The sequence below is a fragment of the Cryobacterium luteum genome (assembly GCF_900110125.1).
Classification (GTDB): Bacteria; Actinomycetota; Actinomycetes; order Actinomycetales; family Microbacteriaceae; genus Cryobacterium; species Cryobacterium luteum.
Genome location: NZ_FOCN01000006.1, coordinates 104,320 through 121,427, shown reverse-complemented (window position 1 = coordinate 121,427; position 17,108 = coordinate 104,320). Strand labels below are relative to the sequence as shown.

At 64.6% G+C, this 17,108-nt stretch carries 14 protein-coding genes and 1 pseudogene; 4 read left to right on the top strand and 11 right to left on the bottom strand.

The features are described from left to right. Nucleotides 1–2 precede the first annotated feature (2 nt). Entirely contained in the window at nt 3–995 is a 993-nt protein-coding gene (locus BMW72_RS08510; RefSeq protein ID WP_092109456.1) for an asparaginase, read from the top strand. Here BMW72_RS08510 and BMW72_RS18710 read toward each other — a convergent pair. From BMW72_RS18710 to BMW72_RS08485, 5 genes and pseudogenes are all read right to left on the bottom strand, one after another. Further along, a pseudogene (locus BMW72_RS18710) lies at nt 986–1,752 on the bottom strand (diacylglycerol/lipid kinase family protein). The gene BMW72_RS08510 and the pseudogene BMW72_RS18710 overlap by 10 nt on opposite strands. Before the next feature lie 38 nt (nt 1,753–1,790). Beyond that, complete coding sequence (locus BMW72_RS08500) at nt 1,791–2,597, bottom strand: ABC transporter permease (RefSeq protein ID WP_174721714.1); 807 nt, start codon at nt 2,595–2,597, stop codon at nt 1,791–1,793. Then, nucleotides 2,594–3,511, bottom strand: a complete 918-nt coding sequence (locus tag BMW72_RS08495; protein ID WP_092109453.1) for an ABC transporter permease — start codon at nt 3,509–3,511, stop codon at nt 2,594–2,596. Before BMW72_RS08495 ends, BMW72_RS08500 begins: the two co-directional genes overlap by 4 nt. A gap of 2 nt (nt 3,512–3,513) precedes the next feature. Continuing rightward, a complete protein-coding gene (locus tag BMW72_RS08490) occupies nt 3,514–4,713 on the bottom strand; it encodes an ABC transporter ATP-binding protein (RefSeq protein ID WP_092109450.1) in 1,200 nt (399 codons plus the stop codon). Beyond that, complete coding sequence (locus tag BMW72_RS08485; RefSeq protein WP_092109447.1) at nt 4,713–5,927, bottom strand: ABC transporter substrate-binding protein; 1,215 nt, start codon at nt 5,925–5,927, stop codon at nt 4,713–4,715. Before BMW72_RS08485 ends, BMW72_RS08490 begins: the two co-directional genes overlap by 1 nt. A gap of 253 nt (nt 5,928–6,180) precedes the next feature. Between BMW72_RS08485 and ald the strand changes: the two genes are divergently transcribed. Beyond that, nucleotides 6,181–7,296, top strand: coding sequence for an alanine dehydrogenase (gene ald, locus BMW72_RS08480; RefSeq protein WP_092109444.1), 1,116 nt, complete (start codon nt 6,181–6,183; stop codon nt 7,294–7,296). A gap of 2 nt (nt 7,297–7,298) precedes the next feature. Here ald and BMW72_RS08475 read toward each other — a convergent pair whose 3' ends face one another. The 5 genes from BMW72_RS08475 to BMW72_RS08455 all read right to left on the bottom strand — a co-directional run bounded on the left by BMW72_RS08475 (nt 7,299) and on the right by BMW72_RS08455 (nt 13,742). Further along, nucleotides 7,299–10,298: an FtsK/SpoIIIE domain-containing protein gene (locus BMW72_RS08475; RefSeq protein ID WP_092109441.1), complete on the bottom strand. Its 3,000-nt coding sequence runs from the start codon at nt 10,296–10,298 to the stop codon at nt 7,299–7,301. Nucleotides 10,299–10,411: 113 nt separating this feature from the next. After that, nucleotides 10,412–11,005: an FHA domain-containing protein gene (locus BMW72_RS08470; RefSeq protein WP_134360777.1), complete on the bottom strand. Its 594-nt coding sequence runs from the start codon at nt 11,003–11,005 to the stop codon at nt 10,412–10,414. Nucleotides 11,006–11,017: 12 nt separating this feature from the next. After that, nucleotides 11,018–11,362: a zinc ribbon domain-containing protein YjdM gene (locus tag BMW72_RS08465; RefSeq protein WP_092109435.1), complete on the bottom strand. Its 345-nt coding sequence runs from the start codon at nt 11,360–11,362 to the stop codon at nt 11,018–11,020. A 34-nt stretch (nt 11,363–11,396) separates the two neighbouring features. Continuing rightward, a complete protein-coding gene (locus tag BMW72_RS08460; RefSeq protein WP_338419438.1) occupies nt 11,397–12,200 on the bottom strand; it encodes a PP2C family protein-serine/threonine phosphatase in 804 nt (267 codons plus the stop codon). 105 nt (nt 12,201–12,305) lie between these two features. Beyond that, entirely contained in the window at nt 12,306–13,742 is a 1,437-nt protein-coding gene (locus BMW72_RS08455; protein ID WP_092109432.1) for a gamma-aminobutyraldehyde dehydrogenase, read from the bottom strand. A 123-nt stretch (nt 13,743–13,865) separates the two neighbouring features. Between BMW72_RS08455 and BMW72_RS08450 the strand changes: the two genes are divergently transcribed. Next, on the top strand, nt 13,866–14,348 hold the full coding sequence (locus tag BMW72_RS08450) for an Lrp/AsnC family transcriptional regulator (RefSeq protein WP_092109428.1): 483 nt from the start codon (nt 13,866–13,868) through the stop codon (nt 14,346–14,348). A gap of 5 nt (nt 14,349–14,353) precedes the next feature. Then, the gene (locus BMW72_RS08445) at nt 14,354–15,784 is read left to right on the top strand and encodes an aspartate aminotransferase family protein (RefSeq protein WP_092109425.1); all 1,431 of its coding nucleotides are present in this window, start codon (nt 14,354–14,356) and stop codon (nt 15,782–15,784) included. Here BMW72_RS08445 and BMW72_RS08440 read toward each other — a convergent pair whose 3' ends face one another. Continuing rightward, entirely contained in the window at nt 15,785–17,053 is a 1,269-nt protein-coding gene (locus tag BMW72_RS08440; protein ID WP_092109422.1) for a DUF4192 domain-containing protein, read from the bottom strand. Between the last annotated feature and the right edge of the window lie 55 nt (nt 17,054–17,108).

The following is a 17,108-nucleotide window of genomic DNA, read 5'->3' as shown; positions in this document are numbered from 1 at the left end:
CCGTGACAGAAACCTTCACGGTCAACGATTCGGTCGAGCTCGCCGTCGTCGAACGCAGCAGCTTCGTCGAATCCCGCCACGCCGGATCGGCGATCGTACTCGGCACCAACGGTGAGGTCTTGCGTACGCTCGGCGACGTGACCAGCCCGGTTTTTCCGCGCTCGGCCATGAAACCGTTCCAGGCCGTTGCGGTCATGGCGAGCGGCGCCGCCCTGCGCGGAGCGGATGCCGCCATCGCCACCGCGAGCCACACCGGCACGCCGGCCCACATCGAGCTCGTTCGCGGACTGCTGGCCCGGGCGGGAGTGCCCGAGACAGCGCTCGCCTGCCCGGCCGCCTGGCCGATCGATTCAGCAGCCCGTGACACCCTGGTGCGTCTCGGTGCCAGCAAGGCTCCCGTGTATATGGAGTGCTCGGGCAAGCACGCGGCGATGCTCGTGGCCTGTCAACAGAACGGCTGGGCGCTGGACGGCTATTTGAATCCGGCGCATCCGCTGCAGAAACGTATTCTCGACGTGCTCGAACGTTTCACCGGCGAACGACCGGTGGTTTCCGGCACCGACGGGTGCGGCGCTCCGGTGCACGCGATCTCCCTCACCGGGCTGGCCCGCGGCATTGCGCGCATCGCCACCAGCAAGTCCAACTCACCGTTTGCGATCTATCGTGAGGCCGGTTTTCTCGCTGAGGCAGTGCGCGCCAACGGCTGGGTGATAGCCGGTCCCGGACACTCGGACAGCATCGTGATCGAACGCCTCGGCCTGTTCATGAAGGGCGGAGCGGAGGGAATCATGGTCGCCGCCGCCGAGAACGGTACGACAGTGGCGCTGAAGGTTCTCGACGGCAACCTACGCGCCGCGGCGGCAGTCGCACTGGGTCTGCTGGCCGACGCGGGTGCCATCGCGCGAACGGATGTCGCCGAGTTGCTGCCGGAGCTCGGCCTCACCGTCACCGGCGGCGGCCGGCCGGTCGGCGAGATTCGCGCCAGCTACGTCTGACCGGTGAGGTCGGGCGCAATCACGGTAAGCGCGCCCGGCCGCACCCGCGCCCCGACCGGAAACGGCCCGATGCGGTCGCCATCGGCGTAGGCATCCACCGCCCCGACCGAGTCGATCGCGACTACTCGCCCGGTCTGCACGGTCACTTCTGGCAATTCCAGATGAGACCCGGTGTAGATCATGCGCAGCGCTTTCAGAAGCCGCAGACGGCCGGCTGAGGCAAAGATGACGATGTCGAACAGGCCATCGTCCAGCTGCGCCGACGGTGCCACGTGCATGCCCGAACCGTAGTAACCCGAGTTCGCCACGTCACGGTGTGCGCGTCGACGCTCTGGCTCACGCCGTCGATCACGATGCGGTACCCGGTCGATCGGTGCGTCGCAATCGCCCAGACAGCCGCCGTCGGATACTGCCATCGTGCCGGCAGCCGGTGCACCCGGTTGACGAGCTGTGACGTGAGCGAATCGATTCCGGCGTAGACGCTCCCCACCACGATCTGACCGCCGACGTCGATTATGTCGACCTGCCGCACCGATCCGGTCAGCAAGAGTTTGGCCACGGCCGCAATATCGGCCGAAATCCCCAACTGCCGTGCAAAATCGTTCCCCCGCCCCACCGGCACAACTCCGAGGGTTCCTCCCGCCGCGACGATCGCACCGGCCAGAGATCCGACCGTGCCGTCGCCGCTGCCGCGCGCGGCGGCCTCGGTCGCGACCTGGTGGCCGTGATGAACGCTCTGGGTGTGGGTCACCGTCACGGCGGCGCCCGCCTCACGCAGGAGCCGCCTTACCGGCGCTAGCTGAGCCTGGCCAGACGCCGGGCCTTGGCTGCCCCCGTGACCTGCACCGTCACGACCACGACGATCGCGATGATGAACACCGCAGAGGCAAGCACATTGGCTTCCGCCGGAATACCGCGCGCCGCCGAAATATAGATGTACTTCGGAAACGTCGAAACCGCGCCCGAGTTGAAGTTCGTGATGATGAAGTCGTCGAAGGACAACGCGAACGACAGCAGGGCAGCCGCCAGAATGCCGGGCAGGAGCAGCGGGAACGTGATGCGTGCGAAAACCTGCACGGCCGAACCATAGAGGTCTCGACCGGCCTCTTCCAACGCCGGATCGAGACTCGCGACACGCGCCTTGACCGTGACCACGACGAAGCTGATGCAAAACATGGTGTGCGCGAGAATGATCGTCAGCATATCCTTCGGCACACCCACCGACAGAAATTGGGCCGCCAGGCCGGCGCCGAGCACGACCTCCGGGGTGGCCATCGGCAGGAACAGGAGCAGGCTGGTCTGCGACCGGAACCTGAACCGGTAGCGCACGATGGCGATCGCGATCATCGTGCCGAGCGTGGTCGCCGCAACGGTGGCGACGGCTCCGATGAACAGGCTGTTGCCGAAGGCCTGACAGACCGCCCCGTTCTGCACGTTGCAGACGTTGAACCATTTATCAAGGGTGAAACCCTGCCAGGTGATATTCGATTTGAGCGAGTCGTTGAACGAGTAGACAAAGGTGTAGCCGATGGGAATCATCAGAAAGAGCAGGGCAAGGCCGCTGTAAACGGGCAGCAACCATTTGCCGAGGGAAAACTTCACAGCAGTTCCTCCGTTCCGGAACGTTTCACATAAATACTCACGATCACAAGGATGACGGTCATCAGAATGATCGACAGCGCCGCGGCGGCGGGGAAGTTCTGCAGGACCAGAAAGTTCGCCTCGATGACGTTACCCATCATCTGGGTGCCGGTACCGCCGAGAAAGTCCCGGCTGGCGTTGATATAGTCACCGGCGGCCGGGATGAAGGTGAGCAGGGTTCCCGCCACAATCCCGGGCATGGACAGCGGAATGGTGACCTTGCGGAACACGTGGAACGGGCTCGCATAGAGGTCGCTGCCGGCCTCGAGATAGCGCACGTCGAGCCGTTCCAGCGTCGTGTACAGCGGCAGGGTCATGAACGGGATGAAATTATAGGTCAATCCGAAAATCACCGAGAACGCGGTTCCGGTCACGTGGGCTTCCGGCCCCAGCAGCGACAGCGCTTTCAGCGACTGCACGACGAAGGACTCGTCGGAGAACAGCTGCTTCCAGGCCAGGGTACGCAGCAGAAAGCTGATGAAGAACGGTGCGATCACGAGCACGAGCATCAAACTCTGCAGAAGCGGCCACTTGCGGGCCTTTACGCCGATGAAATAGGCCAGCGGATAACTGATCAGCAGTGCGAAGAAGGTCGCGGCCAGCGCATAGCTGAACGAGCGCACGATGTGCGGCCAATAGGTCGTCACGACCTCGAGGTAGTTCTGCCAGCGAAAGGCGTAGTCGAACTGACCGATATCGCCGAACTCCCGCGGCGCCTGGAATGATGTCAGCAGCAACGATATGAGCGGGGTGAGAAAGAACAGCACCAGATAGAGGATGCCCGGCAACAGCAGGAACAACGCCACCGGACTGCGACGCCGAGTGACCGGGTCCGTCGTCGGAGCGGCCGTGGAGGAGAATGCGGCGAAGGCCATCGTTAGGCCCCCTCAAGCTCCGTCAGCAGGGACGACCGTCGCTGCTGTGCGATGGTCTTGGTGTCCAGGTCGGCCTCGAACCGTGGCGAATCAGCTGGATCGTCGTCGAGCCCGAAACCGTGGTCGACGTTCCAGCTGAGCCAGACCTGGGCGCCGACGTGCGCGGCCGGGCCGAAGGCCATGTTCTGGGCGAAGACGACCAGGGTACCGACTCCTGGCACCGCCACGAGGTATTGCGTGCTGACCCCGCTGAACGACACATCGATGACTGTGCCTGGGCCCATCAGGTTTCGGCCGGCATCGTCAGACGGCGCCTCGCCGTGCAAGGTGAGTTTTTCGGGGCGCACCCCGATCGTGACCTCGCCCGACACCCGGTGCGCGCGCTCCAGCGGCACCACAATCTTCTGCCCGGAGACGTCGACGGCGATGGCGGTGCTGGTGGTGGAGACGACGGGACCGGTGAACAGATTGGACTGGCCGAGAAAGTTGGCGACGAACGCGGTCCTGGGCAGTTCGTAGAGTTGTTGGGGTTCGCCCATCTGTTCGATGCGACCCTTGTTCATGACAGCGATAGTGTCGGCCATGGTCATGGCCTCCTCCTGATCGTGGGTCACGTGCAGAAAGGTGAGGCCGACCTCCTCCTGAATGGTCTTCAACTCGAGCTGCATCTGACGTCGAAGCTTCAGGTCGAGTGCCCCGAGCGGCTCGTCGAGCAGGAGTAGCGCCGGCCGGTTGACGATGGCGCGGGCCAGTGCCACCCGCTGCTGCTGACCGCCGGAGAGCTGCTGGGGTTTGCGGTGGGCGAGGTGATCCAGCTCGACCAGGAGCAGCGCCTCGTGCGCTTTGGCCACCGGGTCGCCGATCTTGCGTCGGCGTAGCCCGAAGGCGACGTTCTCCAGCACCGACATGTGCGGAAAGAGCGCGTAACTCTGGAACACGGTGTTGACCGGACGCTGGAAAGATTTCTGATTCGTGACATCCGTTCCCCCGATGAGGATGCGGCCGTTCGTGGGTTCTTCCAGCCCGGCGACGAGCCGCAGCGTGGTCGTCTTTCCGCAGCCGGAGGGACCGAGCAGTGCAAAGAACGACCCGGCCGGAATGGTGAGATTGAGATTTTCGATGGCGGTGAACCCGGGGAAACGTTTCTCGATGCCGACCAGTTCCAGGTCAGCGCCGCGATCGGCGAACGCACCGACGGCCATCAGGCAGCACCCAGCAGGATCGCCTGGAACTGGGCATTGAAGGTCTGTTCTTCGGTGCCGTCGAGGCCACGAAAGACATAGGCGTTGGCGAGGGTGGCGTCGTCGGGAAAGATCAAGGGGTCTTCGGCCAGCGTCGGGTCGATCGCCATCATGGCTTCCTTGGCACCGACGACGGGGGTGATGTAGTTGACATAGGCGGCGACCTCGGCGGCAACGGCCGGGTCGTAATAGTAGTTGATGAGTTCTTCGACGTTCTTTTTGCCGGGCGAACCGATCGGCACCACGAAGTTGTCGTTCCAGAGCGTGCCGCCCTTTTCGGGAACGATGAAGCCCCACTTATCGCCGTTTTCAGCGTTCAGCTGCACGATGTCGCCCGACCAGACAATCGCGGCCAGGGTGTCCTCGTTGGCGAGGTCTTCTTTGTAGGAGTTGCCCTTGATGTTGCGGATCTGGCCGTCGGCGACCTGTTTTTTGAACTCGTCGATGGCGGCGGTGAATTCCTCTTCGCCCCAGCTGCCGGAGATGTCGACGCCCTGGTCGAGCATGATCAGGCCCATCGTGTCGCGCATTTCGGAGAGCACCCCAACACGACCCTTCAGTTCCGGCGCCCACAGGTCTTCGACCGAGGCCAGGCCCTGCGGATACTTCGCCTTGTTCCAGGCCAGGCCGGCGAACCCGCCCTGCCACGGCACACTCATGGCGCGCCCCGGGTCGAAGTCGACGTCCTGCAGCGACGGCAGAAGATTGGCGAGGTTGGGAATGTTGGCGTGATCGAGTTCCTGGGTGTAGCCGAACCGAATCATGCGGCTGACCATCCAGTCGGTCAGGCACACGGCATCGGCACCGATATCCTGGCCGAGGGCGAGCTGGTCTTTCACCTTGCCGTAGTAGGAGTTGTTGTCGTCCACGGCCTCGGTGTACTTGACCGATACTCCCGTTTGTGCCTTGAACGCATCGAGGGTGGGATAGTTGCCGGCATCGTCGACGTCGACGTAGAGCGCCCAGTTGTCCCAGCGGATGGTCTTATTCGTGGCTGAGGTGTCGGCGGCAGCGGTGGGTTTGACCGCGGCGCCGGAGGAGCACGCGGCGAGAGCGAGCGCTGTGGCGCCGGCACCGGCACCGGCCAGGAGAGTACGGCGGCCCATTTGGGCGTTTTGCGCTTGGCGGATGAGTTGGCGGATCATGGGATCGGCGGGCAGCGGCTTGGACTTCATCATGGTTCTCCTAGCATTCGGGCACGCACACGGTCATGACTCGCTGCGTTGCGAGTTGGTCGATAATTGCACATATCAGTGGTAGAAACACCTGAAAGAGGTCAAAACATTGATCTTGCAATCGATTTGTCACGAAATCAGCACAAACTCGCAACATTCGCCCTCGAAATCGTCGGTTCGTCCCGACTAGGGTGGAGGCCAGAAGTGGCGCTCACCGCTTCGACTGTGGAGCACGCTTCAGAACAGGAGCACCATGCGAATCGCCATTCCCACCGAGATCAAGAACAATGAGTTTCGGGTCGCGATCACCCCGGCGGGGGTGCATGACCTCGTGCTGCACGGTCACGATGTTCTCGTGCAGGCCGGCGCCGGCGTCGGTTCCTCGATCAGTGATCAGCAGTATGCCTCGGCCGGTGCGACCATTCTGCCCGACGCGGCGAGCATCTGGGCGGGCGCCGATCTGCTGCTCAAGGTCAAGGAACCGGTGGCGAGTGAATACGGCTATTTTCGCGCTGATCTGGTGCTGTTCACCTATCTGCACCTGGCCGCCGAACCCGAACTGACTCGGGCCCTGCTCGATGGCGGCGTCACCGCGATCGCCTACGAAACCGTGCAGTTGCCCTCCCGGGCCCTGCCCCTGCTGGCACCGATGAGCGAGGTAGCCGGCCGCCTCGCTCCGATCGTCGGAGCCAATGCCATGCTCAGGCCGAATGGCGGCCCCGGGCTCCTGGTACCCGGCGTTCCGGGCACTCACCCGGCGAAGATCGTGGTTCTCGGCGGTGGTGTCGCTGGCACCGCCGCAATGCAGGTGTCCGTTGGCCTCGGTGCCGAGGTGACCGTGCTCGATACCAACCTGTTTCGGCTGCGGGAGATCGACGCGCTGCACTTCGGCCGGGTCAAGACCATCGCCTCGAACGGTTTCGAGATCGACAAAGCAGTTTCTGAGGCCGACCTGGTCATCGGCTCGGTACTCATTCCGGGCGCTAAGGCTCCCAAACTGGTCAGCAACGAACTCGTGTCGCGCATGAAACCGGGCAGTGTGCTGGAGGACATCGCCGTCGACCAGGGCGGGTGCTTCGCCGACAGCCACGCCACCACGCACGCCGACCCCACGTTCACCGTGCACCGGTCGTTGTTCTACTGTGTCGCGAATATGCCCGGTGCTGTGCCGCACACGTCGACCTATGCCCTGACGAATGCGACGCTGCCCTACGTGCGGGCCCTCGCCACCCTCGGATGGGTCAATGCACTGCGCGCGGACGCCGCACTCGCTCAGGGGCTGAATGCCTTCGACGGGCGACTGACCAGTGCGCCGGTGGCGCTCGCCCACAGTTTGCCGCACCGGCCTGTGGCCGACGTTTTGCTTTAGCATCACCGGTCATTTCCTGGCAACACAGCCCGAGTGACCTCGCCGTCCGAGTGCAACACCCAGACGCGCCCGCGCCCGGGTGCCAGTGGGGGCGGCAGCTCCCGGCGGTGACTGAGCAGCCGAAAGTCCGACAGGCTGCACCGATCGAAAACCAGGCTGACCGCCTGGTCGCTTACCGCCGGATCACTCGAGGGCTGGCTGCTCGCAGGCTGACCGCGCAGCTTCGCCAGCAGGGTCCAGTGCGTCTGCCAGGTCTCGGCGTCACCCACGACGATGACCCGGTCAGGGGCATCCGGTTGGCCGCCTTCCGCGCCAACGTGCAGGGCGGATGCTGCCGGCCCGCTCGTTCCCGCCAGCTCGATCACCGACGTGGCAAGGGCACCGCGCAACCGGTTTGCTGTGCTGCCGGGAGACGAGGACACGATCAGCAGCGGGCCGGAGCCGGGGAGAGCAGGAATGGACACTCCGGTGGGCACCGGCAGGTGAGACCCGGTGGGCGCCAGAAGCTGCACTCGCAGGGTTTGCCAGACTCCCCCGCCCGCCGGCAGCGACGCGATGTAGCTGGCCGACTGTCCTCCGGCCGCGAGGTGGTCCTGCACGGTGGGCAGTTTCAGCAGCAACGTGCTGTGGCAGAGAGCGGCCAACCCGGGAACCACGCTTGTGTGCCGCTGCACGGCGATGACAAGGTGCACGCCGGCGGCCGGTCCGTCCCGCAGCAGCCCGGTGAGCAGGTCAACCGCAGCCAGCCGATGGTCAGGCTGCCAGCGAGCGCATACGGAGTCGAAGTCGTCGAACAGGAGCAACCGGGGTGCTGCCGGTGTCTGCTGACCGGTTTCGACCAGGACGCTGATGCTCGCGAGGACGTCCCAGGTTGCTTCGACGTCGGCGGCGACCAGTTGGGTGAGGCGCTGCCCGTCGGCCGCGCGGGCGAGTGTGTGCAGCAGGGTGGATTTGCCCGCACGGGCCCCACCGACGACGAGCAAATGCCCGTCGATTTCCGGAGAATAGGCGAACACGCGGTAACGCTGACGCTCGGGGTCGTCGAGCAATCCCAGGGCGTAGCCGGGTGCCTTGTCGTCGGCGGCCTCCACATCGCTCACGGTGACCACCGGCGGGAGCGGATCGAGCCACGGACGTCGCTGCGACACCGGGAACGGCACCGACAGCAATGCCGTCACGATGCTCGAAATGTCGCGATCTTCGGTCGTCGCAACCTGGCAGAGCACCGGTTCGCCCGCTTCAGTGGCGACGAAGCATCGGCCGGGCTGACTCGGCGCCAGCGCGGCCGCGGCATCCGTTCCGATCACGGCCTGGCTGTCGGCGCGATTGTTCACCCGCAACGACAGACGCAGGCTGCAGTTGGCCAGAAGCGCGTCGCGCACGACTCCCGCGGGTCGTTGGGTGCACAGAATCAGGTGCACCCCGAGCGATCGGCCCCTGGCAGCGATGTCGACGAACAGGGCGTGCAGTTCGGGAAACACCCCGAGCATCGTTGCGAATTCATCGACGACGATGACCAGGCGGGGCAACGGATGCTCCATGCGAGCGTCGGTCAGGTCTCGCGCCCCGGCAGCGCTCAGCATGCGCTCGCGATAGCGGAGTTCCGCCCCCAGGCTGGCGAGGGCCCGTGCGGCCGTGTTCGAATCGAGGTCGGTGATGAGGCCGACGCAGTGTGGGAGTCGCCCGAGCGGTTGAAAGGCAGCGCCGCCCTTGAAATCGACGAGCAGAAAATTCAACTGGCTGGGCGAGTAGGTACCCGCCAACGCTGCGATCCAGGTGGTGAGAAGTTCGCTCTTGCCGCTGCCGGTGGTTCCCCCGACCACAGCGTGCGGTCCGGAGCGCACGAGGTCGATTCGCACCGGCCCGTCTCGGCCGACACCGATCAGGCAGTCCAGGGACGGCGGAGCGGACACCCGGTCCATGGCCGAGCCGGTCGCCGATGCACCGGTCGCCGATGCACCGGCACCGCGTTCGAGCAGTTCGGTCAGGCCGACTGAGGCCGGGAGCGCCTCGGCCATGGTGACCAACCCGGCAGCCCGGGCCTGCTCGGCGAGCGTCACGGCGAAGTCGGACGCTTCGGTCCGAGCCAGCAATTCCGGGCAGAAATCGACGGGCGGTGCCCGGTTCGGCGATCGGATGATCTGTGCTCGAGCAGGCCCGTTCACCCGCACGACCGTTCCACAACCGGGGGGAAGGTCGTCGAGCCTCGACGCGACGACCAGCAGAAGTCGCCCACGATCGAACTCGGTGCGCGGGTGGGGGGCCGCGGCGTGCTGTGTTGCGATGGCCGTTCGCAGCCTGATCGTGAGCCGGCCCGGCGTCGGTGCGGCATGCGGCAGTTGGGCCACCCAGTTCCAGTCACTCGGGTACTGGCCGGTTTCGCTGGAGAGGCCCAGGTCGGTCGGCGGCATGGCGAAGCAGAGTTGCACGAGCACGGCGCGGGCGAGGGCGTCCGCGAGCGGAATCGGGCCGACGATCCCGAGTCCGTGCGTCACGTCGACGATGATCGGGGCATCGGTCACGGTCGCGGCCCAGTCCCGCAGTTCGCGGTGCTCGTTCGGTGCGCTCGCTCCGCCGAGTCGGATTCCACTCGGTGCCGGGCCCGTTCCGAGCGCGACGAGGGCACCATCCGTCTGCCGCCAGCGAGCCGCCGCAGCACTGCCGCGCACGATGCTTCGGGCTGATGGGGTGTGTTGCCAGGCCTCATCGCGCCAGCGGGATTGACGCTCGGCGATGACCGTGCGCAGCAACGCCACCGCTTCGGTGTGAGAGGCCGTCTCGACCCGGCGCCGTTTTCGGCCGGAGCGTTTTGAATCGAACATGCTGGCCACCGCGATGATCGGGCTGAGAACCGCGAAGATGAGCGCGAAAGCCGAGCCGGTGATCATCCAGATCAGCCCGGCCGCGGCCAGCGGTGCCACTGTGGCGAGCAAGGGAAACCCTGCGGGCGGCAGCGGGGCAGGCGCAGGCGGCAGGGAGAGAGCTTCATCGACGGTCGACACCCATCCAGCAGACCAGATCGCGCATCGAGAAGCGGCCCTGATCGGGCCGATGGTGCACGATCGGCGTTTTCGTCGCCAGTGGAGGAGTCGGCGGCGGAGCCGCCGCCTCCCGGTCAGGCGACGCTGAAGGAGTGGTCGGCGATTTCGACCCGGGTGCCGCGTGGCAGAACATAGCGTCGCCCCGGTTCAAGCTGCTCGGCCGTTTCACCGGGACGGCGGATGACCGTGCCGTTGCCGGAGACCCGATCACTGACCCAGAACTCGCCGTCGTGCTGGCCGAACTCGAGGTGGGTTTTCGAGACGGAACGGTCGGCATCCGCTACCCGAATGAGTTCGTCGAACATTTCATCGGGCTGGGGTAGCGGTTTACGGCCGATCAGTCCGGAGCCGCGCACGGACACCCGTTGGCCGGTGCTGAACGTCAGGACGAAGGTCGCCCGGGTCGGCAGCGTCGCGGCCGGCAATACAGTCCGTGCAGTCGGCGCAGCGGTCACGACGGCGACGGCGCGCACAGGTGCCGAGACTGCCGTGGGGATCGGCACGGAAATGACAACGGTCTGACGCGGAAGGCGGGCAATGATGGTGGTGTCGTTCGGCCGGGGATCCGGGCGCTTGCGCGACTCCACGGTTGCGGTGCGGGAGCTACCGCATTCGCCGCAGAACATGGCGCCGACCGGCAACCAGGCCCCGCAAATCTGACACGTCACGATCGGTTGAACCTAGACCTTCTTGACCACGCTGGACTTGAGCTGCATGAATCCGAACCCATCAACCTTGCAGTCGATGTCGTGGCCATCGACCGGATCGACGAGGCGGATGTTGCGCACCTTCGTGCCGACCTTGATCGACAACGACTGGCCCTTGACCTTGAGGTCCTTGATGATCGAAACGGTGTCTCCATCGGACAGCACGGTTCCGAAGGCGTCTTTGACCTGGGCTTCCTGCTCGTCTTCAACCGGCTCGCTCGACCATTCGTGGGCACAGAGCGGGCACACCAGCAGCGAACCCATCTCGTAGGTCAGGTCGCTGGAGCATTCAGGGCACGGAGGCAAGGTATCATTCACTCGTTTCATAATACGCGACCGACGAGCGGTGCGATCAGGATTCGGGTGCCTCGTAGGGTTCGACCGCCAGCACGTCGACCACGATCGCCGTGACGTTGTCGCGACCGCCGTTTTCCAGGGCCGCTTCGACCATCGCCGTGACGGCATCCGCTGCGAGCTTCTTCTCGAGCAGAAAGTGCCGGATGCCGTAGGAGGTGAGTTCCTTGGTGAGTCCGTCGGAGCAGACCAGGATTCGCATTCCGGCTTGGATCGGCAGGATGCGGTAGTCCGGAATCGGTGGCTCGTGAAAACCGACAGCGCGCGTGATGATATTGCCGTGCGGGTGCACGTCCGCCTCTTCGCGGGTGATGCGCCCGGCGTCGACGAGCTCCTGCACGACCGAGTGGTCGTTGGTAACCTGTTCGAGAACCCCGCCGGTCAGCTGGTACACCCGGGAATCGCCGATGTTGTACACGATCCAGCTGGCGGCATCCGAGACGAGCGCCAGCGCCACGCCGGTCACGGTCGTTCCGGTGCCCTGATCGGTAACCCCAACCCCCTGCGCCATGTCTTCCACCGCGAGGGCGAGCGCCCGATCGATCGATCCAGCCTCCGCCACGAGTGTTCCCGAGAGCTCGGCCAGCCGCGCGACCACGGCGGCACTGGCGACATCGCCGGCCGAGTGGCCGCCCATACCGTCGGCGACAGCAAACAGAGGCGGCGCAGCGAGCAGGCTGTCTTCGTTCACCTCGCGGCGATGGCCGACATCGGTCAGGGCTGCCCACGCCAGCGTCAACGTCGTTGCGGCGCTGGGCAGTTCAACACGAAATCCGGTCGAACCTTGACCAATCTGGGTCACGGGTGGTGCCTTCCGAGTGTGGGGCACGAATTCGTCCCCGCCGTTCCAACGTTCACCGAAGGACTTGGACCATAATAACGTCACCACTCGCAGCCACCGCACCGCCTAGTGTCCGATGTAACTCATCACGTGCTTGATGCGGGTGTAATCCTCGAACCCGTACATCGAGAGGTCCTTGCCGTAGCCGGAGTGTTTGAAGCCACCGTGGGGCATCTCGGCAACGATGGGAATGTGGGTGTTGATCCACACACAACCGAAATCGAGGTGCTTGGCGAAGCGCATCGCGCGACCGTGGTCGCGGGTCCACACCGACGACGCCAGGCCATATTGCACGTCATTCGCCCAGCGCAGTGCCTCGTCCTCGTCGGTGAAGCGCTGCACGGTCATCATGGGGCCGAAGATCTCCTGCTGCACCGCCTCGTCGGTCTGCTTCAGACCGCTGACGATGGTCGCTTCGTGAAAGTATCCGGTGTCGCCGACCCGGTGGCCGCCGAGTTCGAGCACGGCGTGGTCGGGCAGCCGATCGACGAAGCCAGACACCTGGGCGAGCTGGTTGACGTTGTTGACCGGTCCGAACAGGATTCCTTGCTCGCTGGGCGCTCCGGTGCGGGCGTTGGCCCTGGCGTAGGCGGCGAGCGCGGCGACGAATTCGTCGTGAATACCGGCCTGCACGAGCAGTCGAGTGGCCGCCGTGCAGTCCTGGCCGGCGTTGAAGAAGCCGGCGGTGACAATCCCGGCGACGGCAAGCCCGACGTCAGCGTCGTCGAACACGATCACCGGGGCTTTGCCGCCGAGTTCGAGGTGTACCCGTTTCAGGTCGTGGGATGCGGCCTCGGCGACGGCCATTCCGGCCCGCACCGAACCGGTGATCGAGACGAGCTGCGGGGTCTTGTGGTCAATCATGGCCGCACCGGTCGTGCGGTCACCGGTGATCACGTTGAGCACACCGTGCGGCAGGAATTCCGCGGCGACCTCGGCCAGCAGCAGGGTCGCACTCGGGGTGGTGTCAGACGGTTTGAGCACCGTGGTATTGCCGGCGGCGAGCGCGGGGGCGAACTTCCATACCGCCATGTTCAGCGGATAGTTCCAGGGTGTGACCTGGCCGACGACACCGATCGGTTCACGCCGAACGAACGAGGTGTGGTCGGTCATGTATTCGCCAGCCGCTCGGCCTTCGAGGTTGCGGGCGGCTCCGGCGAAAAACCGAATCTGGTCGACCGACAGCAGAATTTCGTCGTCGACGAGGGTAGAACGCGGCTTGCCGGTGTCGAGCGACTCGGCGTCAGCGAATTCGTCGGCCCGCGCCTCGATCGCGTCCGCTATTCGAAACAGTGCGAGTTGGCGCACCGCCGGGGTTGTCTCACCCCAGATTTCGAAAGCGGATGCCGCAGCCTGATAGGCGACATCCACGTCGGTCGCATTCGATACCGGGCTCCTGCCATAGACCGTTTCGGTCGCGGGGTCGACGAGATCGAACCGTTCCAAAGATGTTGACTCCACGTATTGGCCGTTGATGAAGTTGCGTAATTCGGGAGCGCTCATGCGGCCCAGTGTACCTATTTCAATTTGATATGCACGCAGATTCACAAATGAAATGCACGGTGAATTGCATTATGAGCGACGGATTCGCTTGCCGAAGTGCTTTTGGACTGACAGAATCGATGCATGAATGGACAAAGGCGCGGTCACCCGCCCAAGCCGGCCCCGCTCGACGATGTGTCGAAAAAGATCATCGAACAGCTGCAAGCCGACGGACGTCGGTCGTACGCGGAGATCGGCAAAGCCGTCGGTCTCAGCGAGGCGGCCGTGCGACAGCGGGTGCAGAAGCTCACCGACTCCGGCGTCATGCAGGTCGTCGCCGTGACGGATCCGATGCAGCTGGGCTTCTTTCGCCAGGCCATGATCGGTATTCGCGCTTCGGCCGACACCCGCGTGCTGGCCGATCAACTGGCCGCCATCGACGCCGTGGATTACGTCGTGCTCACGGCTGGCACCTTTGACATTCTCGCCGAGGTCGTCTGCGAAGACGACGACGAACTGCTCGAACTGCTCAACTCCAAGATCCGCAATCTCGATGGAGTCCTCTCCACCGAGACGTTCGTTTATCTCAAACTCCACAAACAGTTCTATAACTGGGGAACACGGTAAAAAAAATGACTCTGACCACACCCGCCGAAACGCCTGTCGCCTACAGCGATGCCCACAACGCCGAGCTGCAGCAGAAAGCCAAGGACCACCTTTGGATGCACTTCTCCCGTCAGTCGGTGATGGAATCCGGCGCGGGAGTTCCCATCATCGTCAAGGGCCAGGGCCACCACATCTGGGATTCCAACGGCAAGCAGTACATCGACGGCCTGAGCGGACTGTTCACGGTCAATGCCGGCCACGGGCGCAAGCGCCTGGCCGAAGTAGCCGCGAAGCAGGCCGAGGAACTCGCCTTCTTCCCGATCTGGTCCTACGCCCACCCGAACGCGATCGAACTCGCCGACCGCCTTGCGTCGTATGCTCCCGGAGACCTCAACCGGGTGTTCTACTCCACCGGGGGCGGTGAGGCCGTCGAGACCGCCTTCAAGCTCGCCAAGTATTACTGGAAGCTGATGGGGCGCCCCACCAAGCACAAGGTCATCTCCCGCAATGTCGCTTACCATGGCACCCCACAGGGGGCCCTGGCCATCACCGGCATCCCCGCCATGAAGGAGATGTTCGAACCGGTCACCCCCGGTGGCTTCCGCGTTCCCAACACGAACTTTTATCGTGCCGACGAGATGAGCCCTGGCCTCGGCCTCGGCGACAACCTTGAGGTGTTCGGCCAGTGGGCCGCGAACCGCATCGAAGAGATGATCCAGTTCGAGGGCCCCGAAACCGTCGCGGCAGTGTTTCTGGAGCCGGTGCAGAACTCTGGTGGCTGCTTCCCGCCGCCCCCCGGCTATTTCAAGCGTGTGCGGGAAATCTGCGACAAGTACGACGTGCTCCTGGTCGCCGACGAGGTGATCACGGCGTTCGGACGTATCGGCAACATGTTCGCGTCAACGACCTACGACATCCAGCCCGACATGATCACCTGCGCCAAGGGCATGACGAGCGGATACTCACCGATCGGCGCGACCATCGTCAGTGACCGTATCTACGAACCCTTCAAGCACGGCGACACAACGTTCTACCACGGCTATACCTTCGGTGGACACCCGGTTTCCTCCGCGGTGGCGCTGGCCAACCTCGATATCTTCGAAGAGGAAAGGCTCAACGAGAACGTGCGCGAGAATTCACCGCTGTTCCGCAAGGAGCTGGAGAAACTCCTCGATCTGCCGATCGTCGGCGACGTGCGCGGTGCCGGGTACTTCTTCGGCATCGAGCTGGTCAAGGATAAGGGCACCAAGGAAACGTTCAACGACGAGGAGTCGGAGCGACTGCTGCGCGGCTACCTGTCGAAGGCTCTCTACGAGGCCGGCCTGTACTGCCGCGCCGATGACCGTGGCGACCCGGTCATCCAGCTCGCTCCCCCGCTGACCATCGGCCCGAAAGAATTCGCCGAGATCGGCGAGATTCTGCACGGGGTACTGTCGGAGGCTCCGAAGTATATGTAGCTAGCTGTCGGTTGCGAACTCGTCGAAGTCATCACCCCAGTCGTCGTCGGGTTCGTATTCGTCATGCTCGTCGCCCTCCTCCCCGTCGTCGCGTGGCACCGCGAACGCCCACTCCGGCAGGTGCCCCGACCTGAGCAGCAGGTCCAGCAGGGTGGCCATGCTGTAGTGCGAGTCGATGGCAAGGGCCTGGTCGACGTACTGTCCGGCGACGGAACCGCTGCCGAGGGCCCACGACAACCAGGCCAGCATGCACAGCGGCGCCGGTTTGGCCGATCGCGGTGCCATAGCGACGACGGTGCGTAGCAGGGTGATCGCCACCCGGATGCGGTCGACGTCGGGTCGTTCACGCTGCAGGCCCAACATGATGTCGCTGGTGTGTTTGGCGGTCGGCTCGCCGGTACTGAATTCTTCGGTGACCAGGTCGTCGAGACTCCGGCCGGTTTCGTCTTGAAGCCGAGCGTATCGATGGTTCATCTCGTGGGCCCGTACGCCTTCGGCACGCCCGAACGCGAACTGCACCATAATCTGGTCACGATTGGGTGGGCCCTGCACGAGGACGAGCAGCGCCGCGGCGTCTTCTTCGGTGGGGGGATTCGGCCAGGTGAGCGCCGCCTCGGCGGTCGCGACCGGGTCGAGCACGAAACCCAAGGTCGGGAACAGTTCCGGAGCGTTTTCGGCCCGGGCGAGGAGGTGGCGGTACCGCCGGTAGATCCGGGCCAGGCGTTCCCGGGCCGCCAGACTGACCTCGATCGGGTCGGCCCCATTCTGGAGCGTGCCGAGCGGACGCGGCGTTTGGGCCGCTGATTCCTGGTCCACCGCCTCGAAAATCGGCGATTCCGCAATATCGCTCAGTGGACGCCCACCAGCTGGGCACCCGGGGTCGAGGTAGCTGCCCCAGGCATCCGCTGCCACGCACAGGGAATCGCGCAGCAGGAATCCGCTCAGTTCCAGTCGCCGGTTCAGGATCTCGGCAAACCGTTCGCGCGGGATCCCGGGTGTGCCGCCGAACGCATCCGCGGTGTAGATCACCGGAACGGCGGCGTCGACTCCGGGAATCTTGCACAGCATTCCGGCGAGCGTCGTCGCGATTCGTTTGTACACCTTGTGCGGTGCGCCGTCGTCCGGCAGGTTGAAACGCAGCGCACCGCAGGTGCGGTTGCCGCGAAACGCGACGAGCACGACACTGGTCTCGGGAACGAACCCGAGCAGCTGGGGAACGAGTGCCAGAAAGTCCTGGGCCTTCTGGGCTTTGACAATGGTGGGATGCATGCCGCCACTGTGCCAGCGCTGTCGCGCGTCGAACCGCGCCGGACCGAAACTGGGG

Bases quoted from the DNA above. Each gene is read 5' to 3' on its own strand.
- BMW72_RS08495 (WP_092109453.1), bottom strand. From the start codon at position 3,511: ATGGCCTTCGCCGCATTCTCCTCCACGGCCGCTCCGACGACGGACCCG.
- BMW72_RS08490 (WP_092109450.1), bottom strand. From the start codon at position 4,713: ATGGCCGTCGGTGCGTTCGCCGATCGCGGCGCTGACCTGGAACTGGTC.
- BMW72_RS08485 (WP_092109447.1), bottom strand. From the start codon at position 5,927: ATGAAGTCCAAGCCGCTGCCCGCCGATCCCATGATCCGCCAACTCATC.
- ald (WP_092109444.1), top strand. From the start codon at position 6,181: ATGCGAATCGCCATTCCCACCGAGATCAAGAACAATGAGTTTCGGGTC.
- BMW72_RS08455 (WP_092109432.1), bottom strand. From the start codon at position 13,742: ATGAGCGCTCCCGAATTACGCAACTTCATCAACGGCCAATACGTGGAG.
- BMW72_RS08450 (WP_092109428.1), top strand. From the start codon at position 13,866: ATGAATGGACAAAGGCGCGGTCACCCGCCCAAGCCGGCCCCGCTCGAC.
- BMW72_RS08445 (WP_092109425.1), top strand. From the start codon at position 14,354: ATGACTCTGACCACACCCGCCGAAACGCCTGTCGCCTACAGCGATGCC.
- BMW72_RS08440 (WP_092109422.1), bottom strand. From the start codon at position 17,053: ATGCATCCCACCATTGTCAAAGCCCAGAAGGCCCAGGACTTTCTGGCA.